Annotated in this window: 20 protein-coding genes; 12 read left to right on the top strand and 8 right to left on the bottom strand. The window is 60.2% G+C overall.

Features of this window, described 5'->3' with window-relative positions:
* Positions 1-184 precede the first annotated feature (184 nt).
* Positions 185-2,083 (top strand): 3-dehydroshikimate dehydratase QuiC, encoded by a 1,899-nt coding sequence (gene quiC / locus AU074_RS06655; RefSeq protein ID WP_076014049.1) that lies wholly within the window; start codon positions 185-187, stop codon positions 2,081-2,083.
* Positions 2,084-2,154: 71 nt separating this feature from the next.
* Positions 2,155-2,820, top strand: a complete 666-nt coding sequence (locus tag AU074_RS06650) for a TetR/AcrR family transcriptional regulator (protein WP_076014048.1) — start codon at positions 2,155-2,157, stop codon at positions 2,818-2,820.
* Between the two features lie 142 nt (positions 2,821-2,962).
* Here AU074_RS06650 and AU074_RS06645 read toward each other — a convergent pair whose 3' ends face one another.
* A complete protein-coding gene (locus AU074_RS06645) occupies positions 2,963-3,823 on the bottom strand; it encodes a shikimate dehydrogenase (protein ID WP_076014047.1) in 861 nt (286 codons plus the stop codon).
* Complete coding sequence (aroQ, locus tag AU074_RS06640; RefSeq protein WP_017477859.1) at positions 3,820-4,260, bottom strand: type II 3-dehydroquinate dehydratase; 441 nt, start codon at positions 4,258-4,260, stop codon at positions 3,820-3,822. Before aroQ ends, AU074_RS06645 begins: the two co-directional genes overlap by 4 nt.
* A gap of 295 nt (positions 4,261-4,555) precedes the next feature.
* Here aroQ and AU074_RS06635 point away from each other — a divergent pair, with 295 nt between their 5' ends.
* Positions 4,556-4,984, top strand: coding sequence for a DUF4160 domain-containing protein (locus AU074_RS06635; protein WP_076014046.1), 429 nt, complete (start codon positions 4,556-4,558; stop codon positions 4,982-4,984).
* A complete protein-coding gene (locus tag AU074_RS06630; RefSeq protein ID WP_076014045.1) occupies positions 4,981-5,448 on the top strand; it encodes a DUF2442 domain-containing protein in 468 nt (155 codons plus the stop codon). Before AU074_RS06635 ends, AU074_RS06630 begins: the two co-directional genes overlap by 4 nt.
* Positions 5,449-5,489: 41 nt before the next feature.
* On the opposite strand, the gene trmA is transcribed toward AU074_RS06630, so the two are convergent.
* Positions 5,490-6,569, bottom strand: coding sequence for a tRNA (uridine(54)-C5)-methyltransferase TrmA (gene trmA, locus AU074_RS06625; protein WP_076014044.1), 1,080 nt, complete (start codon positions 6,567-6,569; stop codon positions 5,490-5,492).
* Positions 6,566-7,861 carry an NCS2 family permease gene (locus AU074_RS06620; protein ID WP_063026981.1) on the bottom strand — a complete coding sequence of 432 codons (1,296 nt, stop codon included), beginning with the start codon at positions 7,859-7,861 and terminating at the stop codon, positions 6,566-6,568. The genes trmA and AU074_RS06620 overlap by 4 nt, the downstream gene beginning before the upstream one ends.
* A 200-nt stretch (positions 7,862-8,061) precedes the next feature.
* On the opposite strand from AU074_RS06620, the gene AU074_RS06615 reads away from it, so the two are divergent.
* The 4 genes from AU074_RS06615 (at position 8,062) to AU074_RS06600 (ending at position 12,305) form a co-directional block, all read left to right on the top strand.
* Positions 8,062-8,508, top strand: coding sequence for a DUF4879 domain-containing protein (locus AU074_RS06615; protein ID WP_076014043.1), 447 nt, complete (start codon positions 8,062-8,064; stop codon positions 8,506-8,508).
* A 106-nt stretch (positions 8,509-8,614) separates the two neighbouring features.
* A complete protein-coding gene (locus AU074_RS06610; protein ID WP_076014042.1) occupies positions 8,615-9,139 on the top strand; it encodes a (2Fe-2S)-binding protein in 525 nt (174 codons plus the stop codon).
* A complete protein-coding gene (locus tag AU074_RS06605) occupies positions 9,136-10,125 on the top strand; it encodes a xanthine dehydrogenase family protein subunit M (protein WP_076014041.1) in 990 nt (329 codons plus the stop codon). The genes AU074_RS06610 and AU074_RS06605 overlap by 4 nt, the downstream gene beginning before the upstream one ends.
* Positions 10,122-12,305, top strand: a complete 2,184-nt coding sequence (locus AU074_RS06600; protein ID WP_076014040.1) for a xanthine dehydrogenase family protein molybdopterin-binding subunit — start codon at positions 10,122-10,124, stop codon at positions 12,303-12,305. Before AU074_RS06605 ends, AU074_RS06600 begins: the two co-directional genes overlap by 4 nt.
* Here AU074_RS06600 and AU074_RS06595 read toward each other — a convergent pair.
* On the bottom strand, positions 12,302-13,543 hold the full coding sequence (locus AU074_RS06595) for an MFS transporter (protein WP_076014039.1): 1,242 nt from the start codon (positions 13,541-13,543) through the stop codon (positions 12,302-12,304). The two genes, AU074_RS06600 and AU074_RS06595, sit on opposite strands and share 4 nt — an antisense overlap.
* A 1,282-nt stretch (positions 13,544-14,825) precedes the next feature.
* Here AU074_RS06595 and AU074_RS06590 point away from each other — a divergent pair.
* The 3 genes from AU074_RS06590 to AU074_RS06580 are packed head-to-tail and all read left to right on the top strand — an operon-like array spanning position 14,826 to position 17,456.
* The gene (locus AU074_RS06590) at positions 14,826-16,265 is read left to right on the top strand and encodes a cytochrome ubiquinol oxidase subunit I (protein ID WP_076014038.1); all 1,440 of its coding nucleotides are present in this window, start codon (positions 14,826-14,828) and stop codon (positions 16,263-16,265) included.
* Between the two features lie 3 nt (positions 16,266-16,268).
* On the top strand, positions 16,269-17,276 hold the full coding sequence (gene cydB, locus AU074_RS06585; protein WP_008432810.1) for a cytochrome d ubiquinol oxidase subunit II: 1,008 nt from the start codon (positions 16,269-16,271) through the stop codon (positions 17,274-17,276).
* A gap of 12 nt (positions 17,277-17,288) precedes the next feature.
* A complete protein-coding gene (locus AU074_RS06580; RefSeq protein WP_076014037.1) occupies positions 17,289-17,456 on the top strand; it encodes a DUF2474 domain-containing protein in 168 nt (55 codons plus the stop codon).
* A gap of 41 nt (positions 17,457-17,497) precedes the next feature.
* On the opposite strand, the gene AU074_RS06575 is transcribed toward AU074_RS06580, so the two are convergent.
* Together AU074_RS06575 and AU074_RS06570 are read right to left on the bottom strand one after the other, a co-directional pair.
* The gene (locus tag AU074_RS06575) at positions 17,498-18,622 is read right to left on the bottom strand and encodes a methyltransferase (protein ID WP_076014036.1); all 1,125 of its coding nucleotides are present in this window, start codon (positions 18,620-18,622) and stop codon (positions 17,498-17,500) included.
* Between the two features lie 128 nt (positions 18,623-18,750).
* Positions 18,751-19,461 (bottom strand): LuxR family transcriptional regulator, encoded by a 711-nt coding sequence (locus AU074_RS06570; protein WP_076014035.1) that lies wholly within the window; start codon positions 19,459-19,461, stop codon positions 18,751-18,753.
* Between the two features lie 438 nt (positions 19,462-19,899).
* On the opposite strand from AU074_RS06570, the gene AU074_RS06565 reads away from it, so the two are divergent.
* On the top strand, positions 19,900-20,676 hold the full coding sequence (locus tag AU074_RS06565; RefSeq protein WP_076014034.1) for a ferredoxin--NADP reductase: 777 nt from the start codon (positions 19,900-19,902) through the stop codon (positions 20,674-20,676).
* A 42-nt stretch (positions 20,677-20,718) separates the two neighbouring features.
* On the opposite strand, the gene mscL is transcribed toward AU074_RS06565, so the two are convergent.
* Positions 20,719-21,135 (bottom strand): large-conductance mechanosensitive channel protein MscL, encoded by a 417-nt coding sequence (gene mscL / locus AU074_RS06560; RefSeq protein WP_003215816.1) that lies wholly within the window; start codon positions 21,133-21,135, stop codon positions 20,719-20,721.
* Positions 21,136-21,393 lie beyond the last annotated feature (258 nt).

Raw genomic sequence — 21,393 nt, 5'->3', positions numbered from 1 at the left:
AGAGCGGGACTCAATGTGCTGTCGATGGTGAGCAGTGGCTAAAAAATCGTCAATTCGCTGATTGCCATTCTGTTCGATAATCGCCCATAAAACTAACCGGTTCGTACATTTCAATTGCTGTGTCGAGTCTAGCGGCCAATAATTTGCCGTAAATAAGACATGCCTCAATGCCGGGAGTCGCCCCATGCAACGCTCCATCGCCACCGTTTCCTTGAGCGGAACCCTGCCGGAAAAACTCGAAGCCATCGCGGCCGCCGGGTTTGACGGCGTGGAAATCTTCGAAAACGATCTGCTGTATTACGACGGCAGCCCGCGTGAAGTTAGGCAGATGTGCGCCGACCTCGGCATTGCCATCACCTTGTTCCAGCCCTTTCGGGATTTTGAAGGCTGCCGCCGCGACCGCCTGGCGCGCAATCTGGAGCGGGCCGAGCGCAAGTTCGACTTGATGCAGGAACTGGGCACCGACCTGGTGCTGGTGTGCAGTAACGCGTCAGCCGATTCCGTTGGCGATGAAAGCATTCTGCTGGATGACTTGAGCCTGCTGGCCGAACACGCTGGCCGGCGTGGCCTGCGCATTGGCTATGAAGCGTTGGCCTGGGGCCGGCACGTCAACACCTGGCAACAGGTGTGGAACCTAGTGCGCAAGATCGATCACCCGAGCCTGGGCGTGTTGCTCGACAGCTTCCACACGCTGTCCCTCAAGGGCAATCCGAGCACCATCGCCGAGATTCCCGGCGACAAGATCTTCTTTGTGCAGATGGCCGACGCGCCGATCCTGGCCATGGATGTACTGGAGTGGAGCCGGCATTTCCGCTGCTTCCCCGGGCAAGGCGAATTCGACCTGGCGGGCTTTCTCGCCCCAATCATCAAGAGCGGCTACACGGGGCCGTTGTCGTTGGAAATCTTCAACGACGGCTTCCGCGCCGCGCCGACCCGGGCCAACGCCGCCGACGGCCTGCGCTCGCTGCTGTACCTCGAAGAGAAGACACGGCAGCGGCTGGCGGAGGAAGCCAAACCGATCCCCGAGATTCTGTTTGAAACCCCGGCCGCCAGCGAATACGACGGTATTGAATTCCTGGAATTTGCCGTGGATGAAAACCTCGGTGCCAAGCTCACCTCATGGCTGGAGCGCCTGGGCTTCGTCAAGGCCGGGCAGCATCGCTCCAAAAGCGTGAGCCTGCTGCGCCAGGGTGATATCAACCTGATCCTCAATTGCGAACCCTATTCCTTCGCCCACAACTTCTTCGAGGCCCACGGTCCGTCGTTGTGCGCCACGGCGATCCGCGTGAAGGACAGCGCCAAGGCCCTGGAACGAGCGGTGGCCTACAAGGGCCAGCCGTATCGTGGCCTGGTCGGCCCCAACGAGCTGGAGCTGGCGGCCGTTCGTGCACCAGATGGCAGCCTGATCTACCTCGTCGATCAGAACGAAGGCGGCCTGTACGACACCGACTTCAACCTGCAACCCGCAAGCGCTGCCAGCGGCGGCCTGCTGCGCATCGACCACATGGCGATGGCCTTGCCCGCCGACAGCCTCGACAGCTGGGTGCTGTTCTACAAAAGCCTGCTGGATTTCGAGGCCGATGATGAAGTGGTGCTGCCCGACCCCTACGGCCTGGTGAAAAGCCGGGCACTGCGCAGTCGCTGCAGCTCGATTCGCCTGCCGCTGAATATTTCCGAGAACCGCAACACCGCGATTTCCCACGCGCTGTCGAGCTATCGAGGCTCGGGCGTGCACCACATTGCCTTCGACTGCGCAGACATTTTCGCCGAGGTCAGCCGGGCCAAGGACGCCGGCGTGCCGCTGCTGGATATTCCGCTGAACTACTACGATGACCTGGCAGCGCGGTTTGATTTCGACGACGAGTTCCTCAGTCAGCTGGCGTACTACAACGTGCTGTACGACCGCGATGCCCAGGGCGGTGAGCTGTTTCACGTTTACACCGAGCCGTTCGAAGGCCGGTTTTTCTTCGAGATCATCCAGCGCAAGAACGGTTACACCGGTTACGGCGCGGCCAACGTGGCGGTGCGCCTGGCGGCCATGGCCAAGTCCCGCAGCGGTGCGGCGCGCCAGGCCAGGTTGTAAGGTGCTGGCGCTTCCTTCGGCGTGCGGCGCGGCCCATAATCACCGCCTGCACCTAAGGCCGTGAGCGCACCATGACCCTGACTTCCGAGCTTCCCGCCGCGGCCACTGCGCCGCGCAAGAGCCGCAAGAACAACCCGGAAAAGACCCGCGAGAACATTCTCCAGGAAGCCATCGTCGAGTTTGTTCAGCAGGGCCTGTCCGGCGCCCGAGTGGACGCGATCGCGGAGCGTATCCAGACCTCCAAGCGCATGATCTATTACTACTTCGGCAGCAAGGAGCAGCTCTACGTCGAGGTGCTGGAGAAGCTCTACGGCGACATTCGCAACACCGAGACCCGTATGAACCTGACGGCCCTGGAGCCTCGGGAAGCGATTCGCCGGCTGGTGGAGTTCACCTTTGATCACCACGATCAGAACGTGGATTTTGTGCGGATCGTGAGCATCGAGAACATCCACAACGCCGAGTACGTAAAGCAGTCGACGTCGATCAAGGCGATGAACAGCAACATCCTCGAAGCCCTCGGCACTACGTTGCGCCGGGGTGCGGAGATGGGGTTGTTCCGTGAAGGGCTGGAGCCGCTGGACGTGCACTTGCTGATCAACTCGTTCAGYTTTTATCGAGTGTCCAACCGCCACACCTTCAGCGAGATCTTTCAGATCGAGTTGTCGGATGAGGCGGTCAAGCAGCGGCATCGGGCGATGATCTGCGAGTCGGTGTTGCGCTATTTGCAGGCCTGAGCTGACACAGTTAATGGAACAACTCGGTCAAATGTGGGAGCGGGCTTGCTCGCGAATGCGGAGTGTCAGCCACCGGATGTTTTACTGAGCCACCGCATTCGCGAGCAAGCCCGCTCCCACATTTTTGATCCCGTTTCTGCAGCTAGATGTTCATGCTTCCGAAGTGCGCGAGCATTCTCTCGGCATCCGCCACTTCGCCAGTGAACAACTCAAACGCCTTCACCGCCTGAAACACCGCCATGTTGCCGCCATCCAGGGTGCGGCAGCCCAAGGCACGGGCGTTGCGCAGCAGTTCGGTTTCCAGCGGGAAATACACAATCTCCGCTACCCACAAGTCGGCGCGCAAGGTGTCCAGCGGTACGGGCATGCCCGGCAGCTTGGCCATGCCCATGGGTGTGGTATTCACCAGGCCGTCGGCTTCGGCCATGGCGCTTTCCAGGTCATTGCCGGCCTGGGCCCGACCAGCGCCGAAATGCTGGTTGAGGTTGTCCGCCAGGCTGCGGGCGCGTTCGGCATCCACGTCGAAGATACTCAAGCGTTCCACGCCTTCGCCCAGCAGCGCATGGGCCACTGCCGCCCCGGCACCGCCCGCGCCCATCTGCACCACGAACGTGCGAGCCACATCATTCAAGCCGCGACGAAAACCTTCGGCAAAGCCCAGGCAGTCGGTGTTGTGGCCGATGCGTTTACCGTCGCAAAGCACCACGGTATTCACCGCGCCGATGCCCCGCGCTTCGGGCGACAGTTCGTCCAGCAGCGGCAGGATCGCCTGCTTGCACGGGTAGGTGATGTTCAAGCCGGTGAAGTGCATCTGCTCGGCGGCCATCAACAGGTCGGGCAGGGCGCGGGTATCTGTCTGCAACTGATCAAGGTCGATCAGCCGATACAGGTAACGCAAGCCCTGGGCGTCACCTTCGTGCTCGTGCAGGGGCGGGGTGCGGGAAGCCTGGATGCCGGCGCCTATCAGGCCGGCGAGAATTCGACGTTTGGACACCGGGTTCATCCCTTCAAGGTCTTGCTGAAATGTTCGAGGGCCAGGTGATAACCATGGCTGCCAAAACCGGCCAGCACCGCCTTGGCAATCGGCGACACAAACGAGTGATGACGGAACGCTTCCCGGGCATGCACGTTGGACAAATGCACTTCGATCACCGGCACTTCACTGGCCACCAGCGCGTCGCGGATCGCCACCGAGGTGTGGGTCCAGGCCGCGGGGTTGATCACGATGCCGGCGCAACGGGCGCGGGCGCCGTGGATCCAGTCCAGCAATTCGCCTTCGTGGTTGGTCTGGCGGAATTCGACTTTCAGTCCCAGCTGTTCGGCGCTGCGGCCACACAGGGCGGCGACGTCGGCCAGGGTTTCGTGGCCATAAGTGGCGGGCTCGCGAGTGCCGAGCAGGTTGAGATTGGGGCCGTTGAGCACCAGCACGATAGGGGGCATGAAGGGTTCTCCACTGTTGTTTTTATGTATGCCGATAAAATGTACTGAATGGTTAATTTGGTCAATCGCCTGGGTGGGAACCGTTCGATTACCGAACGCCAATTGAAAGCAGGTGTAACTCGGTGGCTCGTTTTCTGGGCGTTGTTCCCTCTTTCCATGAGCGGTTACAACCCGGCAGTCGACGAACTAGCGCCTGCAACTAGCCTGTGACGGTATCTCCAGCAAGAGGAGCCGGTTGTCGGGTGCATGAGGAAAAGTGTTACCTGGCGGAAAATAACCTAACGGATGGGTTGCGATGAAGGTAGGCACTTACAAAGGACATGTGATTGCGGTGTTTCTCAGGGATGAGCATTGCCCGCCTCATGTGCATGTGGCCGGCAAGGAATGGGATGCGCGGTTTCGTTTCAGTTTTCTGGATGGGCATGTGGCGTTGTGGGATGTAGACCCCGAACGGCGTCGGCCATCGGTGTCGATTCTTGAAGGGATTCGCCACACCCTCATGCAACCGCATTACCTGGCGCGGGCGCGAAGGATCTGGTGGGAAAAACTGCAAACGATCTGCCTGGAAAACCATTCCTGGGATTGGGAAGCCGGTGAGGTGTTGCCCGGGTTGATCATTCAGCGGGGCGTTTATGTGATTGCACGTGCCCGGCACGATGTTGTGGGGCAGAAAACAATTTTGAATCTGGTCAGGGCGCCGGGTTTTGTGGAGATCGATTTATGAAAAAAATCGTAAAGGCCAAAGTTTTACCGTATGTACCGATCACCGAGGCCGATATCGACAAGGCAATAGACCGAGGACGCAGGTCAACGCGTCTGTACGCTAACGCCAGCAATGTGCGTTATGAAAATGACTGCATATCCATTGGTTTCAGCGACGGCAGTCGCGTCATGTTGCCTGTGGCGGGGCTGCCGGAATTCGAAGGGTTCAGCTTGCAGGATTTCCAGCAATTGGAGGTCGGTTTTGGTGGAAAGGCGCTTTGCTGTGAGGCCCAGGACCTGGATGTTTCCATCACGGGCCTTATCGCCACAAGCCAGCCGTTAATGGCCCTGGCTACGAGCCTGGTAGCCTCCAGCAACGGTCGCAAGAGCAGCGCTGCCAAATCCGCCGCCGCCCGAGCCAATGGCAAGAAGGGCGGCCGGCCACGCAAGGAGGTTTTGGAGGACGCTGATTCAACTGATGTATGAGGATCCAATGTGAGAGCTGGACAGCTCCCACACCTGGTTACTTACCGCCGTGTCAGCAACACACCCGATTCCATATGGTGCGTCCACGGAAACTGGTCAAACAACGCGCACTTGGTAATCCGGTGCGTGTCATGCAGTTGCGCAATGTTCGCCGCCAGCGTCTCCGGGTTGCAGGAGATGTACAGGATGTTCTCGAAGCGCCGGGTCAGCTCGCAGGTGTCCGGGTCCATCCCGGCACGCGGCGGGTCGACGAACACGCTGCCAAATTCGTAGCTCTTGAGGTCGATGCCGTGCAGGCGTCGGAACGGCCGCACTTCGTTCAGGGCTTCGGTCAGTTCTTCAGCAGACAAGCGCACCAGGGTGACGTTATCCACCGCGTTTTCATCGAGGTTGCTCAGGGCTGCATTCACCGAGGTCTTGCTGATTTCGGTGGCCAGCACTTTGCGCACGCGGGTGGCCAGGGGCAGGGTGAAGTTGCCGTTGCCGCAATACAGCTCGAGCAAGTCATCACTGCGCTCGCCCAAAGCGTCGTACGCCCAGTTGAGCATCTTCTGGTTCACGGTGCCGTTGGGCTGGGTGAACGCGCCTTCAGGCTGGCGATAGCTGAAGGCGCGACCGCCGACGTCGAGTTTCTCGACCACGTAATCGCGGCCGATCACGTCACGCTTGCCCTTCGAACGGCCGACGATGCTGACATTCAGATCAGCCGCCAGCTTATTCGCTGCCGTATGCCAATGCTCATCCAGCGGGCGGTGATAACACAGGGTGATCATCGCGTCGCCGGCCAGGGTGGTGAGGAACTCCACCTGGAACAGCTTGTGGCTCAGGGCGGCGCTGGCTTGCCAGGCGGCCTTGAGCTGCGGCATCAACTGGTTGATGCGCAGGCTGGCAATCGGGAACTCTTCGATGAGGATCGGCGTGCGCTTGTCGTCCTGGGAGAACATCGCGTAGTGGCGCTGACCCTCTTCGCGCCACAGGCGGAACTCCGCCCGCAAGCGGAAGTTCTGCAACGGCGAGTCGAAAACCTGAGGCTCCGGCGCGTCGAACGGCGCCAGCAGGTCACGCAAGCGCGTGACCTTTTCTTCCAGTTGAACGGTGTAGCTTGCGGCGTCAAAAGTCATGCGTTGAACCAGCCCAGCTTGATCACGAACAGAATCGACAGGATCACCAGCGCCGGGTTCAGCTCACGGTAGCGGCCCGAAAGCAGCTTGATGGCGGTCCAGGCGATGAAACCGAAGGCAATGCCGTTGGCGATGGAATAAGTGAATGGCATCGCCAGGGCGGTGATCACCACCGGCGCGGCGACGGTGATGTCGTCCCAGTCGATTTCGGCCAGGCCCGAGGTCATCAGTACGGCAACAAACAACAGCGCCGGTGCGGTGGCGAAGGCCGGAACGCTGGCCGCCAGTGGCGAGAAGAACAGCGCCAGCAGGAACAGGATCGCGACCACAACCGCGGTCAAACCGGTACGGCCACCGGCGCTCACGCCCGCAGCCGATTCGATGTAGCTGGTGGTGGTCGAGGTGCCCAGCAGCGAGCCGGCCATGGCCGCAGTACTGTCAGCGATCAGCGCACGGCCCATTTTCGGCATGTGGCCGTCCTTGCCCATCAGACCCGCGCGCTTGGCGACGCCGATCAGGGTGCCGGAGTTGTCAAACAGGTCGACGAACAGGAACGCGAAGATCACGCTCACCAGACCGATGTCCAGGGCGCCTTTGATGTCCAGTTGCAGGAAGGTCGGGGCCAGCGAAGGTGGCATCGACATCACGCCGCCGAACGGGGTAAAACCCAGAGCGATGGAGGCGATGGTCACCACCAGAATGCCGATCAACACTGCGCCGCGCACTTTCAGGGCTTCCAGCGCAACGATCAGCGCGAAACCGAGGGTGGCGAGGATCGGTGCCGGTTGTTTCAGGTCGCCCAGGCCCACCATGGTGGCCGGGTTGCTGACCACGATGCCGGCGTTGTGCAGGGCGATCAACGCCAGGAACAGGCCGATACCCGCCGCAATCGCCGAGCGCAGCGGCAGCGGGATGCTGTTGATGATCCATTCACGGATGCGGAAGATCGACAGCAGGAAGAACAGCACCGCCGAGATGAACACGGCACCCAGCGCCACTTGCCAGGTATGGCCCATGTGCAGGACGACGGTGTAGGTGAAGAACGCGTTGAGGCCCATGCCCGGTGCCAGGGCAATCGGGTAGTTGGCGATCAGGCCCATCACGGTGGAACCGATGGCCGCCGCGAGGCAGGTCGCGACAAAGACCGCGCCCTTGTCCATGCCGGTCTCGCCGAGGATGCTCGGGTTGACGAACAGGATGTAGGCCATGGCCAGGAAGGTGGTGACGCCCGCGAGAATCTCGGTGCGCACATTCGTGTTGTGTGCCTTGAGTTGAAACAGCTTTTCCAGCATGCCTGCTCCCTGTGACGCTATTTTGCGTCGTTATTTGTTGACCTCTAAGTCAAAGCACAAACTGCGCCAAGCGGCTGTGGTTCCAGAGAGGATCGGAAAAAGCGGCGCATCATACCAGCAGCCGAGGGCCAGTGGCGCATAGGCTTGATCATGGCCTTGAGGCATACTGCGCCGACGTTTATTACAGGGTCATCGACAGCATGAAAAAAGCCAGCGCCTGGAGTCTAGCTCTGTTCGGTTGTATCGGCCTGTGGCTCGGTGCAGCACCGGCGTGGGGCGCGCCTGCACCGGCATTGAGCGAGGTGCGGGTGTTCAAGGTGCAGTCGGCCAATTGCACGGAAACCATCCCTGAACGGGCGGCCAGCACCCAGATGTGCACGCACCGTGGGCAGACGCTGGTGTACGTGATGGAAGTCGGCCTGGGCAACAGCTCCCAGGCGTTTTTCGACGGCGCGCCGGTGTCCGGCACCAGCACCGCCATCTGCCAGGTCGGCTCCATCAGCCAGGCGTGCAGCGGCGCGGGAACGTTGATGGGCTACATCTATACGTTCCAACTGGAAGTCGAAGCCGGCGGCACGTTCCAGTACAGCAACACCTCGATCAACCCACCGCGCAACCAATTGGTCACCACCCTCAGCATTCGCTGATCGCCACCCATCAATTGCCTTGAACGCTCATAAACTCCGGAAGTCGGACCGCTAAGACGGCGACTTTTCCGAACGCCGCGATTGCACACCAATCCGTGAGGTGTTTATGAGCGCGACCCCCACCGGCGCGGCGGCCAAGCCGTTCGTCAGCCATCCGATACGCATGACCCTCAATCGCCGGGACATCCAACTGGATGTATTGCCCTGGACCACCCTGCTGGACCTGCTGCGCGAGCAACTGGACCTGACCGGCACCAAGAAGGGCTGCGACCACGGCCAGTGCGGCGCCTGCACCGTGTTGCTCAACGGTAAACGGGTGAACGCGTGCCTGACCCTGGCGGTTATGTGCGACGGTGCCGAATTGACCACCATCGAAGGCCTGGCCTCGGGCGAAGACCTGCACCCGATGCAAAAGGCCTTTATCAAACACGACGCCTTTCAGTGTGGTTACTGCACGCCGGGGCAGATTTGCTCGGCGGTGGGCCTGGCCCGTGAAGGCCGTGCCCACGACACCGCGCAAATCCAGGAACTGATGAGCGGCAACTTGTGCCGCTGCGGCGCCTACAACAACATCCGCGATGCCATCGAAGAAGCCTTGCCGGCGTGCCGTGCGCAGGGAGGTGAGCAATGAATCCCTTCCATTACAGCAAACCGCTGGATGTGCAGGAGGCGGTGCACCTGGTCAGTCCGGAATCGCGGTTTATTGCCGGTGGTACCAACCTGTTGGACTTGATGAAAGAAAACATCAGCCGCCCCGAGCACCTGATCGATATCACCGGCCTGCCGCTTCGCGAGGTGGAAGAAACCACTGAAGGTGGCCTGATGATCGGCGCCCTGGTGAGCAACGCCGACCTCGCGTGGCACCCACTGATCGAACAACGCTACCCGTTGTTATCCCAAGCCATCCTTGCCGGCGCCTCGCCGCAATTGCGCAACATGGCCAGCACCGGCGGCAACCTGTTGCAACGCACCCGTTGCTACTACTTCTATGACGCCGCCGTGCCCTGCAACAAACGCGAGCCCGGCAGCGGTTGCCCGGCGCGGGTCGGGTTGAATCGTATCCATGCGATTCTCGGCGCCAGCGATCAGTGTGTCGCCACCCATCCTTCGGACATGTGCGTGGCCCTGGCCGCGCTGGATGCCAGGGTGCATGTGCAGGGTCGGGGCGGTGCGCGGGTCATCGAGTTCGCCGACTTTCATCGGTTGCCGGGGGATACGCCCCAGCGGGATAACCAGTTGGCCGATGATGAGTTGATCACTGCGATCGAGTTGCCCGCTGACCACCTGGCTGCCCACAGCCACTACCTGAAGATCCGTGACCGCGCTTCTTATGCATTCGCTTTGGTATCCGTTGCGGCAGCGCTGGAACTGGAAGGCGATGTGATCGTAGACGCGCGCCTGGCCCTTGGCGGCGTCGCCCACAAGCCCTGGCGTGACCGCGCGGTGGAAGCCGCGCTGATCGGCCAGTCCATCAGCCGCGAAACCTTCAGCACTGCCGCCGAAACCTTGCTGCTGGACGCCGAGCCGCTGGAACACAACGGCTTCAAGATCAAACTGGCACGCCGCGCGATCATTCGTGCCCTGAGCGATGCCGCTGTTGCGGGAGCCACATCATGAGTGCGATCGGCAAGCCGTTGGACCGGGTGGACGGTCTGCTCAAAGTGACCGGGCAAGCGCGATATACCGGAGAATTCCCCGAGGATGGCCTGCTGCACGGCAGCGTGGTGTCGAGCAACATCGCCAAGGGCCGGGTTGTCCGCATCGATGCTTCCAAAGCCCTGGCGCTGCCCGGGGTAGTGATGGTGCTTGATCACCTCAACCGCCCGAAACTCGCCAGTTACGACGACAGCTACGCCGATGCCGATGCCGCCGACGGCTCGCCATTTCGCCCGCTGTACAACGACCGCGTGCTGTATAGCGGCCAGCCGTTGGCATTGGTGATTGCCGATAACCTGGAATTGGCGCGTCATGCCGGCTCTTTGGTTGAGATCGAATATGCCGCCGAGCCCTCCGAGACCGACCTGTTGGCCTTGCAGGACCAGGCCCACCCATCGCCGCAAACACCGCCCAAGCCGCGCGGCAACTTCCAGGCCGAATGGACCGGCGCCGCCACGAGCCTGGACCTGCACTACAGCACGCCTATCGAGCACCACAACCCGATGGAGCCACACGCCAGCACCGTGCTGTATCAGCCGGACGGCACCTTGCATATCCACGACAAGACCCAGGGCCCGCAGAACTGCCAGGCTTACGTGCAGAAAGTCTTCGGCCTGGATAAGAGCCAGGTGCGAATCTTCGCTGCGTTTGTCGGTGGTGCCTTCGGTTCAGGCTTGCGGCCGCAGTACCAACTGCCGCTGGCAGTCATGGCATCGCTGGCCCTGAAGCGTTCGGTGAGCGTCACTCTTACACGCCAGCAGATGTTCACTTTTGGCTATCGCCCGCGCACCTTGCAGCGCCTGCAATTGGGCGCAGCCGCGAATGGTCGCTTGCTCGCCCTGGGCCACACCGCCATCGGCCAGACCTCGCGCTTCGAGGATTTCAGTGAGCACGTGGTGGAGTGGAGCGGCATGCTCTATCACTGCGATAACGTGCTGTTGACCTACAAACTGGTGCCGCTGGATGTGTTCACGCCGTTGGACATGCGCGCACCCGGCGCGGCGCTCGGGGTGATCGGCCTGGAGTGCGCCATGGACGAACTGGCCTGCGCCCTGGGCATCGACCCGGTGCAACTGCGGCTGATTAACTACGCCGAGCGCAATCAGAACGAAGACAAGCCCTGGTCCAGCAAAGCCTTGCGTGAGTGCTACAGCGAAGGTGCCGAGCGTTTCGGCTGGAGCCAGCGCAACCCGGAACCACGGAGCATGCGCGACGGTCGCCAACTGATCGGTTGGGGCATGGCCGGCGGCGTATGGGAAGCGATGCAAATGAAGGCCAGCGCCAAGGCGCGAATCGATCACCTGGGCAAACTCACGGTCAGCAGTGCCACCACCGATATCGGCACCGGCACTTACACGGTCATGACCCAGATTGCGGCCCAGGCCAGCGGCGTACCGGTAGGCGACGTGACGTTTCTGCTGGGGGATTCATCATTGCCGACGGCGCCGCTGCAGGGTGGCTCGTTTACCGTGTCGTCGGTGGGCAGCGCGGTGCAGCAGGCGTGCGAGGCGTTGAATGCCAAGCTGTTGGATATTGCGCGCAAGACGTATCCGGCTTTTAAAGATGCAGAGTCGGCGCGCTTCGAGAATGGCCAGTTGCATGCCGGGGACCAGCGCATCTCCCTGGCGCAGCTGGTACAGGACAGCGGCGAGCAAGCACTGGAGGTGCAGGTTGACTGCGAGCCAGGCAAACAGCGCGAAGGCTATGCCTCAGCGACGCATTCAGCAGTGTTCGTCGAAGTGCGGGTGGATGAGGACCTGGGCACTATCAAGGTCAGCCGGGTGGTCAGTGCGGTTGCGGCCGGGCGGGTGGTTAATCCGAAGATGGCCCGCAGCCAGATTCTCGGCGGTGTGGTCTGGGGCATCGGCATGGCGTTGCATGAGGAGACCCAAATTGACCATCAATTAGGCCGCTATATGAACCACAGCCTGGCCGAGTACCACATCCCGGTAAACGCGGATATCGGCGAGATTGATGTGCTGTTTGTCGAAGAACACGACGAGATCGTCAACGCCCTGGGTTCCAAGGGCGTCGGCGAGATCGGGATTGTCGGGGTTGCCGCTGCGGTGGCCAACGCGGTGTATCACGCCACCGGCAAGCGGGTGCGGGACTTTCCCGTCACCCTCGACAAGGTGTTCTAAACCTTGGCGGGTTCTTCCACCGGCACATGCATGCGGTCGCGGTTGGCCAGGGTCGGGAACAGTTTGATCCAGACCCCGGTCACCAACAGCGTGCCGATGCCGCCCATGACCACGGCGGGTACGGTGCCGAACCAGTGGGCGGTAATCCCGGACTCAAACTCGCCCAACTGATTCGACGCGCCGATAAACAGCCCGTTGACCGCGCTCACCCGGCCGCGCATTTCATCCGGGGTTTCCAGTTGCACGAACGAGGCGCGGATCACCATGCTGATCATGTCCGCTGCGCCCAATACCACCAGCACGGCCAGGGAGAACCAGAACGAGGTCGACAGGCCGAATGCAATGGTGGCTACGCCAAACACCCCAACCGCCGTAAACATGATCCGCCCGACATGCCGGTCCACGGCAAACCGTGCCAGCCACAACGACATCAACAATGCCCCGACCGCTGGCGCCGAACGCAGCAGCCCGAGGCCCCATGGGCCGGTCAGCAGAATGTCCTTGGCAAACACCGGCAGCAACGCGGTGGCGCCGCCCAGCAGTACGGCAAACAGGTCCAGGGAAATCGCCCCGAGGATGTCTGGCCGACTGCGGATAAAACGAATCCCGGCCAGCAACGAATCCATGGTCGCCTTGGCCTTGTTCAGCGGCGTCTGGCGTGCAGGCAGGTTGAGGGTCAGCACGCAGGCGATCAGGTACAGCACCACCGTGGGGCCGTACACCCAGACGCTGCCGAAGGCGTATAACAAACCGCCCAGGGCCGGCGCCACAATGGTGGCCAATTGCTGTGCCGACTGCGACGACGCCACCGCGCGGGGAAACAGTGCGGTGGGCACGATGCTCGGCAGCATGGCCTGGGTGGTGGGCATTTCAAACGAGCGGGCTGCGCCCAGCAGGAACGCCAGGATAAAAATCATCTCGCGGGTGACATTGCCGGTCAGTCCGCCGATCGCCAGGGACAGCGCGATCAACGCTTGAACGGTTTGGCAGATGGCTGCGACCTTGCGCCGTTCATAGCGGTCGGCCACATGGCCGGTGTGCAGCATGAACAGCACCCGCGGGACGAATTCCACCAGGCCGACCAAACCCAGGTCCAGCACGTTGCCGGTCAGTTGGTAGAGGTTCCAGCCGATGGCCACGGTGAGCATCTGGAAGCCGCTGGCGGTGAAGATCCGCGCCAGCCAGAACGCGATGAAAGGGCGGTGATGACGTAACAGCAGCGCGGGTTCACTGGGCATCGGGGAGACGGGTCTGGGTGGGGGAACGGTGAGGTTATCACCAACTTGTAACCAATAGTTGCGTGGTGGGTTGGGGGGATGAGATATGTTCAGTCTGGCTGAGTACATATCCGTTTCTTCGGTAACGGCCACCTATGGTTCCGCTCTTACAGCGGGTCACTTTTGGCAAACGCCCCAAAAGTAACCAAAAGGTCTTTGCCCCACCACTCGGTGCCTCGCCTAGGCTCGGCATGCCCGCACTCCGGCCCGATTCCGCGGGCCGCCGCGACGGGCCATCCATGGCCCGGCGCGGCTAAATCGGCTTCCCTGCCGATTTACCCGCTCCACCGTGCCTGCTTGCGGCCATCGTGGTTAACGGGGCCCGCAGATCAAAATCAAAAGCAGATCAAAAGCCAGAGCACAGCGGCCTACCGGCCGGCTTGAGTGTTAGAAGCAGAGGCAAGATCCAGAGCGAAAACAGAGCTGCTTTTCTGTGGGAGCGTGCCCGCTTTAGCTTTTGCTGTTGCTTCACCACACTCAAGCCGGCCTGTAGGCCGCTGTGCCCTTGATCTGCTTTTGATCTTGATCTTAGGCGCCCCGTTAAACCACGCTGGCCGAACGTAGGCAGTACGGAGCGGGTAAACCGGCAGGACGCCGGTTTAGCCGCGACGGGGCAGGGACGCCCCGTCGCGGCGGCCCGCTTCGTGCTGCCGGAGCTGAGGGCACACCGAGCCTAGGCGAGGTGCCGAGTGGTGGGGCAAGAGCGTTTTGCTTACTTTTGCGCTGTTCAAAAGTGAGCCGCTGTAAGAGCCAGCCCTTTCAAGGTCTTTGCCTAAATCGCGTCCTACGCCTATTCCAGGCTGAAATTAAGAAAAAAACGAGTTGAATTTGGTTCAGTCAACATCTCTTTTGGTCAAAAAATGATCATGTTTTGAGGCTTTTTCCAAAGACCTTGAAAGGGCTGGCTGTAAGAGCGGAACCCATACCAGCCATCACCCAAATAACGGATATACACCCAACGCAAGCCCAATCTCCCCCCACACAACCCTTACTCACCACTGAGGCAACCTGTCACGCGGCAAAAGACCACGCCTTGCTCTCGCGAAAATGGGACTACTCTTTCAGCAATGCTTGATCCAGATCAAAACCTTCGCCGGGATTGCTCTGGCGGCCGCAAGGCCAGAATCCCTGCGTGGTTGGTTATAAAAAGAAACGAATTTGAATTCGCCACACTCCATATCCGTGGGGGCAGTGGGTGCAGGCCTCCAGCCAGCATTCTGTATTACCTGACAGAGGAAGACTTATGTTCGGTTTGGAGGCGCTAGATCTCGCCCGAATTCAATTCGCGTTCACCATCTCATTCCATATCCTGTTCCCGGCCATCACCATCGGCCTGGCCAGTTACCTTGCGGTGCTGGAAGGCCTGTGGCTCAAGACCAACAACGACACCTACCGTGACCTCTACCATTTCTGGTCGAAGATCTTTGCCGTCAACTTCGGCATGGGCGTGGTCTCCGGTCTGGTCATGGCCTATCAGTTCGGCACCAACTGGAGCCGCTTCTCGGACTTCGCCGGTGCCGTCACCGGGCCGTTGCTGACCTATGAAGTGCTCACGGCATTCTTCCTTGAAGCCGGCTTCCTGGGAGTCATGCTGTTCGGCTGGAACAAGGTCGGACGCAAGCTGCACTTCTTCGCCACGGTGATGGTGGCCGTCGGCACGCTGATCTCGACCTTCTGGATTCTCGCCTCCAACAGCTGGATGCAGACGCCACAGGGTTTTGAAATCATTGATGGCCGGGTGATTCCTACCGACTGGCTGGCCGTGATTTTCAACCCGTCGTTCCCCTACCGCCTGATGCACATGGCCACGGCAGCCTTCGTCGCGACCGCGTTCTTCGTCGGTTCTTCGGCGGCCTGGCACTTGCTGCGCGGCAAGGACAACCCGGCGATCCGCACCATGCTGTCGATGGCGATGTGGATGGCGCTGATTGTCGCGCCGATCCAGGCGGTCATCGGTGACTTCCACGGCCTGAATACCCTCAAGCATCAGCCGGCGAAGATCGCCGCGATTGAAGGCCACTGGGAGAATATCGGCGACGAGCCCACCCCGTTGATCCTGTTCGGCTGGCCGGACATGAAAGCTGAAAAAACCAAGTTCGCGGTGGAAATCCCGTACCTCGGCAGCCTGATCCTGACTCACTCCCTGGACAAGCAGGTGCCGGCCCTCAAGGACTTCCCGCCTGAGGATCGTCCGAATTCGACCATTGTGTTCTGGTCGTTCCGGGTCATGGTGGGCCTGGGCTTCCTGATGATCTTCACCGGCCTGTTCAGCCTCTGGCTGCGCCGTGGCGACAAGATGTACACGTCCAAGCCGTTCCTGTACCTGGCGCTGTGGATGGGCCCGTCCGGCCTGATCGCGATTCTCGCCGGTTGGTTCACCACCGAAATCGGCCGGCAGCCGTGGGTGGTCTACGGGCTGATGCGCACGGCGGATGCTTCGTCCAACCACAGCTTTGCGCAGATGAGCATCACGTTGGTTTTGTTTGTGGTGGTGTATTTCGCGCTGTTCGGCGCGGGCCTGGGCTACATGATGCGCCTGGTGCGCAAAGGGCCTGTGACCCACGAAAGCACCGAGCCTACTCACGGTGGTCCTGGGCAGAAACGCACACCGGCGCGTCCGTTGTCGGCGGCTGATGACAGTGCCGATGCCGATCACGGCGACACCTTGAACAAGGGGAACTGAGCCATGGGTATTGATCTTCCGCTGATCTGGGCCGTGATCATCATCTTCGGCATCATGATGTACGTGGTCATGGACGGCTTCGACCTGGGGATCGGCATTCTCTTCCCGTTCATCCCGGGCAAGACTGACCGTGACGTGATGATGAACACCGTCGCCCCCGTGTGGGACGGCAACGAAACCTGGCTGGTACTCGGCGGCGCGGCGTTGTTTGGCGCCTTCCCGCTGGCCTATTCGGTGGTGCTCTCGGCGCTGTACCTGCCGCTGATGCTGATGCTGATTGGGCTGATCTTTCGCGGCGTGGCGTTTGAATTCCGCTTCAAGGCCAAGGACGACAAGCGTCACCTGTGGGACAAGGCCTTCATCGGCGGCTCGCTGGCGGCGACGTTCTTCCAGGGCGTAGCGCTGGGGGCGTTCATCGATGGCATCCCGGTGGTCGACCGCCAGTTTGCCGGCGGTTCACTGGATTGGCTGACGCCGTTCACGATGTTCTGCGGGGTGGCCTTGATCGTGGCGTATGCGCTGCTGGGTTGCACCTGGCTGATCATGAAGACCGAAGGCAGCTTGCAGGAGAAGATGCACAACCTCGCGCGGCCCCTGGCATTCGTGGTGCTGGCGGTGATCGGTATCGTCAGCCTGTGGACGCCGCTGGCTCATCCGGAAATCGCCTCGCGCTGGTTCACCCTGCCGAATCTGTTCTGGTTCCTGCCGGTGCCGATTCTGGTGCTGGTGACCATGTACGGCCTGATTCGCGCCGTGGCCCGTAATGCGCATTACACGCCGTTCCTGCTGACGCTGGTGCTGATCTTCCTCGGCTACAGCGGTCTGGGGATCAGCCTGTGGCCGAATATCATCCCGCCATCGGTATCGATCTGGGACGCCGCCGCGCCGCCGCAAAGCCAGGGCTTCATGCTGGTGGGCACCTTGTTCATCATCCCGTTCATCCTGGGCTACACCTTCTGGAGCTACTACGTGTTCCGCGGCAAGGTCACCCACGAAGACGGTTATCACTAGGAGGATTGACTCATGTCCGGCAAACCTTCGTTGCACGACATCGAACAGGCCGAGAAAAAGCCGCTCTGGCAGCGTCTGGGCTGGCTGGCGATGATCTGGACCGGCAGCGTCCTGGCCCTGTTCGTGGTGGCCAACCTGATGCGCATGTTCATGAATGCCGCGGGCCTGACCACCCACTGACATCCCGTTGTAAATATTGCCCTCCTTTATGGAGGGCTTTTTTATTTGCGCGCCTTGAGAATCACGAACTTCGGCGTCGCCGCCACTTGCTCGACACCGCGGAACAAACGCGCCAGCTTGCTGTGATAACCCAAGTGCCGGTTGCCGACGATATACAGGGCGCCGCCTACTACCAGCGCTTCCCGTGCCTGCTGGAACATGCGCCAGGCGAGGAAATCACCCACCACTTGCTGCTGGTGGAACGGCGGATTGCACAGCACCACGTCCAGTGATTGCGGCTCCTGATCGGCCAGGCCGTCGCCGGGGCGAATCAGCACGTCGCGCTCGCCCAGGGCCGCGCGCCAGTTCTCGGCGGCCGATTGCACCGCCATATAGGACTCATCCACCAGCGTGTACTGCGCCTCGGGGTTTTGCAGCGCGCTGGCAATCGCCAACACACCGTTGCCGCATCCCAGGTCTGCCACGCGGGCGCTGCCCAGGTTTTGTGGCAAGTGCGGCAGGAAGGCCCGGGTGCCGATGTCCAGGCCTTCGCGGCAGAACACGTTGGCGTGGTTGAGCAGTTCGATGGCCGGGGTGTCCAGGCTGTAGCGCGTCGGGTAGGGCGATACTGCGTGCGGCCGGTCGGTCAGGGTGGCGATCAGCAGGCGGGCCTTCTTGACCGCAAGAGAGGCGTGCATCGGCCCGATAAAGCGCTCCAGCAATTCACCGGCGGCGCGAGGCAAGTGCTTGACCATCGCCCCAGCAATGACCTCGGCGCCAGGTGCCAGCTGGCCTTGCAGGCGAATCAGTTGTTCTTCGAGCAGGGCCAGAGTCTTCGGCACGCGGATCAGTACGCGGTCGAACGGCCCGGCTGGGGTCTGGCTGGCGGGCAGGAACGTTACCGCGTCGAAGGTCTTGCCGTTGCGCGCCAGGTTCTTCTCCAGGCCCAGGGCACCGAGGAACGAGTCACCACTGGATGTCAACTGCACATGCCCTTCGAGGCTGGCCGCCAGGGCGCCGAAACTGTCGTTGAGCACCAGTACGCGGGTCGCCGGCGTCAGCTGTTGTTCCGCCAGGTAGCTGAGCAAGTACTCATCGGCTGCATCAAACGCTTGCAGCGGGTCGTTGTGCTGTTCTGGCTGACGGATCAGGTCGAGTTGGGCGAAGGGGCTGTCGAGCAGGGGCATGGCAGGGGAGACTCTGGGTAAGCGAACCATCGGGGTGAACGGCGACAGGAGGCTCATCAGGCACTCGCGTCATCACCGGGAACTGGTCGCAAATGTTACGTTTTTTTCCCCTGGATTACATTCGGTGTTTAAAACAACCCGCATTTCACTGCCGTGATCACTGCGGCAATCTTGTTACTGACCCCGAGTTTCTTCATTGCACTGCTGATATGGAAACCGACCGTGCGTTCGGAAAGGCACAGGATGGTGGCGATGTCGGAGGCGGTCTTGCCCATGGCCGACCATTGCAGGATTTCGGTTTCCCGCGGGGTCAATTTACTGGGGGCTTGCGGGCTAGGAGCGTCAGCATACTTTTTTGCGACGACCGCATGCATCGCGTGGCAAATCCAGAGTACTTGCCCGGCTTTTTCATAGAGTTCTTCAGGTCCCACAGGGACGGAGGTACGGGCCAAGGTCAGCATGCTGAAAACACCCTGGAAGTCATGGATCGACTGTGTCCATCCGAAATTCAGGCCGTGGGTTTGGGCATGAACCCATAAGTCCGGTACCGAGGAAAAGATTTTCTCTTCCCAGACGATGGGTAGAACCGAGCGTTTGCAGTGTGCAACAACAGGATCCAGATCAAAGTAGTGTTGTTGTTTGTACAGCGTATTCCACTCATTTGAATAGTTGTTGAGGTTGACGGTTTTCGTTTGGTTGTTGGGTAGATGAGAACTAAGGGTGAATGCGCAGTATTGGAAGCCAAGCTCGTAGGTAAGGTTGAGGGCGGCTTCGTACATACTGGTTATTTCGCTTTCGCCTTCGAGTTTGGGAACGCGAGTGTTGTGCCAGTTGATCATCGGTAACGCTCCATGTGCACGGTTTTTTCATGGGGTACTTCCAGTCCCCCCCGGTTACGACATGAAAAATTAGTGTAGGACAACGGCTACAGTTCGAAATGAAAATTCTGTTATTTTCGGCTGTGCTTTTAGTCAAAGAGTACCTGTACAAATTAAAATCGGTGTACAAGTTTCCGAGCGCGATAAAGGTTTTTCCATTTTTTTGAAGGGCTTGCTGTGAGTGTTACTTATTAATATTTAGTTGCATTTCATCATCTAGCGTCTTGTCGAAGTGCGGCTAATAGCCAAATGTTTAGTACCGTCCAGCGTTTGCCGATTTGTGCTTGTGGAAAAATCGTTGGCCAAGACCTCTGCGCAGCGGCAATGCCAGCACAAACCATTGGTGTTTCCAGGCGCTGCTTTGAGGGACACTAGGGGCCTCTGCAAATGGAGTTTCCCATGACGGCCAGTGCTGAAAAATACACCCGCCAGACCCTGCTCGACGTGCAATCGCTGACCCCCAGCCTGTTTACCCTGCGCACTACCCGAGACCCGGGCTTTCGCTTTCGCGCCGGGCAGTTCGTGCGCCTGGGGGTGACCAAGGCCGATGGCAGCATTGTGTGGCGTGCTTATTCGGTGGTGTCCTCGCCCTTTGATGAGTACCTGGATTTCTTCTCCATCGTGGTACCAGGTGGCGAGTTCACCAGTGAGCTGAGTCGCCTGCGGGAGGGCGATACCTTGCTGGTGGAGCGCCAGGCCACGGGCTTTTTGACCCTGGACCGGTTTGTGGATGGTCGTGATCTGTGGCTGTTGGGCACCGGGACCGGTATTGCACCGTTTCTGTCGATCTTGCAGGACTTCGAGGTGTGGGAGAAATTCGAGCGGATTATCCTCGTCTATAGTGCCCGCGAAGCAAGGGAGCTGGCTTACCAGTCGTTGATCCATGAACTGGGCGAACGAGAGTACCTGGCAGAGCACGCCCACAAGCTCACTTACATTCCGATTGTCACCCGTGAGCAACATCCGGGCGCGTTGAACGGTCGGATTACTACCCTGATCGAGAATGGCGAGTTGGAGCGCGCCGCAGGTGTGGAGCTGACCCCTGAGCATTCCAGAGTGATGATTTGCGGTAACCCGCAGATGATCGACGACACGCGTCAGCTGCTGAAACAGCGTGACATGCAACTGAGCCTGACCCGCCGCCCGGGGCAGGTCGCGGTAGAAAACTATTGGTAAAACAAAGGCGCCCTGCAGGCGCCTTTACTTTATTTGCCGAGCTTACTCGGGCTTGCTGTTCTGTGCCTTGAGCAGATCGCGGATCTCCCCCAGCAGCACTTCTTCCTTGGTCGGAACCGGCGGCAGGCTAGGCGCCACGGCCTCTTCACGCTTCAGGCGGTTGATGGCCTTCACGCCCATGAAGATCGCAAACGCGACGATCACAAAGTCGATCACGCTCTGGATGAACTTGCCGTACGCCAGCACCACGGCAGGCGCATCGCCCTGGGCAGCTTTGAGCGTTACAGCCAGGTCGCCGAAGTCGACGCCCCCGATCAACAGGCCGATGGGTGGCATCACTACGTCGCCTACAAAGGAGGAAACGATTTTGCCGAAGGCGGCACCGATGATAATACCGACGGCCATGTCGACCACATTACCTTTGACCGCGAAGGCCTTGAACTCACTTAACACGCCCATAGGTTATTCCTTGTTACAGATGAGGAGGTAGAAGCCAGTGTAAGACAGTGTGGCGAGGCTTGCTCGACACAACTGCTAACAGTGTCCGTTTTTATCGACACATTAAATCGCAAATAGTTTGCAAAGTGCCACCAATCGCGCGCGGAATACCCGCTATTTCATGGGGTTACCACACTATTTTTTTAATCGGGTTGGTACGGCTTTTCTATTTATCTTCTGACTCGCAGGTCACTAGCCTCTGGAAAGCACAACTCAATG

This window comes from Pseudomonas sp. ATCC PTA-122608 (assembly GCF_001952855.1).
In the GTDB taxonomy this organism is placed as follows: domain Bacteria; phylum Pseudomonadota; class Gammaproteobacteria; order Pseudomonadales; family Pseudomonadaceae; genus Aquipseudomonas.
The sequence above is the reverse complement of the archived record's forward strand: the minus strand, read 5'-3'. Positions and strand labels throughout refer to the sequence as shown.

What these genes read in the sequence shown, in the direction of transcription:
- quiC (WP_076014049.1), top strand. Translation starts at nt 185, where the DNA reads ATGCAACGCTCCATCGCCACCGTTTCCTTGAGCGGAACCCTGCCGGAA.
- AU074_RS06645 (WP_076014047.1), bottom strand. Translation starts at nt 3,823, where the DNA reads ATGAACCCGGTGTCCAAACGTCGAATTCTCGCCGGCCTGATAGGCGCC.
- aroQ (WP_017477859.1), bottom strand. Translation starts at nt 4,260, where the DNA reads ATGCCCCCTATCGTGCTGGTGCTCAACGGCCCCAATCTCAACCTGCTC.
- AU074_RS06635 (WP_076014046.1), top strand. Translation starts at nt 4,556, where the DNA reads ATGAAGGTAGGCACTTACAAAGGACATGTGATTGCGGTGTTTCTCAGG.
- AU074_RS06630 (WP_076014045.1), top strand. Translation starts at nt 4,981, where the DNA reads ATGAAAAAAATCGTAAAGGCCAAAGTTTTACCGTATGTACCGATCACC.
- trmA (WP_076014044.1), bottom strand. Translation starts at nt 6,569, where the DNA reads ATGACTTTTGACGCCGCAAGCTACACCGTTCAACTGGAAGAAAAGGTC.
- AU074_RS06620 (WP_063026981.1), bottom strand. Translation starts at nt 7,861, where the DNA reads ATGCTGGAAAAGCTGTTTCAACTCAAGGCACACAACACGAATGTGCGC.
- AU074_RS06615 (WP_076014043.1), top strand. Translation starts at nt 8,062, where the DNA reads ATGAAAAAAGCCAGCGCCTGGAGTCTAGCTCTGTTCGGTTGTATCGGC.
- AU074_RS06610 (WP_076014042.1), top strand. Translation starts at nt 8,615, where the DNA reads ATGAGCGCGACCCCCACCGGCGCGGCGGCCAAGCCGTTCGTCAGCCAT.
- AU074_RS06605 (WP_076014041.1), top strand. Translation starts at nt 9,136, where the DNA reads ATGAATCCCTTCCATTACAGCAAACCGCTGGATGTGCAGGAGGCGGTG.
- AU074_RS06600 (WP_076014040.1), top strand. Translation starts at nt 10,122, where the DNA reads ATGAGTGCGATCGGCAAGCCGTTGGACCGGGTGGACGGTCTGCTCAAA.
- AU074_RS06595 (WP_076014039.1), bottom strand. Translation starts at nt 13,543, where the DNA reads ATGCCCAGTGAACCCGCGCTGCTGTTACGTCATCACCGCCCTTTCATC.
- AU074_RS06590 (WP_076014038.1), top strand. Translation starts at nt 14,826, where the DNA reads ATGTTCGGTTTGGAGGCGCTAGATCTCGCCCGAATTCAATTCGCGTTC.
- cydB (WP_008432810.1), top strand. Translation starts at nt 16,269, where the DNA reads ATGGGTATTGATCTTCCGCTGATCTGGGCCGTGATCATCATCTTCGGC.
- AU074_RS06580 (WP_076014037.1), top strand. Translation starts at nt 17,289, where the DNA reads ATGTCCGGCAAACCTTCGTTGCACGACATCGAACAGGCCGAGAAAAAG.
- AU074_RS06575 (WP_076014036.1), bottom strand. Translation starts at nt 18,622, where the DNA reads ATGCCCCTGCTCGACAGCCCCTTCGCCCAACTCGACCTGATCCGTCAG.
- AU074_RS06570 (WP_076014035.1), bottom strand. Translation starts at nt 19,461, where the DNA reads ATGATCAACTGGCACAACACTCGCGTTCCCAAACTCGAAGGCGAAAGC.
- AU074_RS06565 (WP_076014034.1), top strand. Translation starts at nt 19,900, where the DNA reads ATGACGGCCAGTGCTGAAAAATACACCCGCCAGACCCTGCTCGACGTG.
- mscL (WP_003215816.1), bottom strand. Translation starts at nt 21,135, where the DNA reads ATGGGCGTGTTAAGTGAGTTCAAGGCCTTCGCGGTCAAAGGTAATGTG.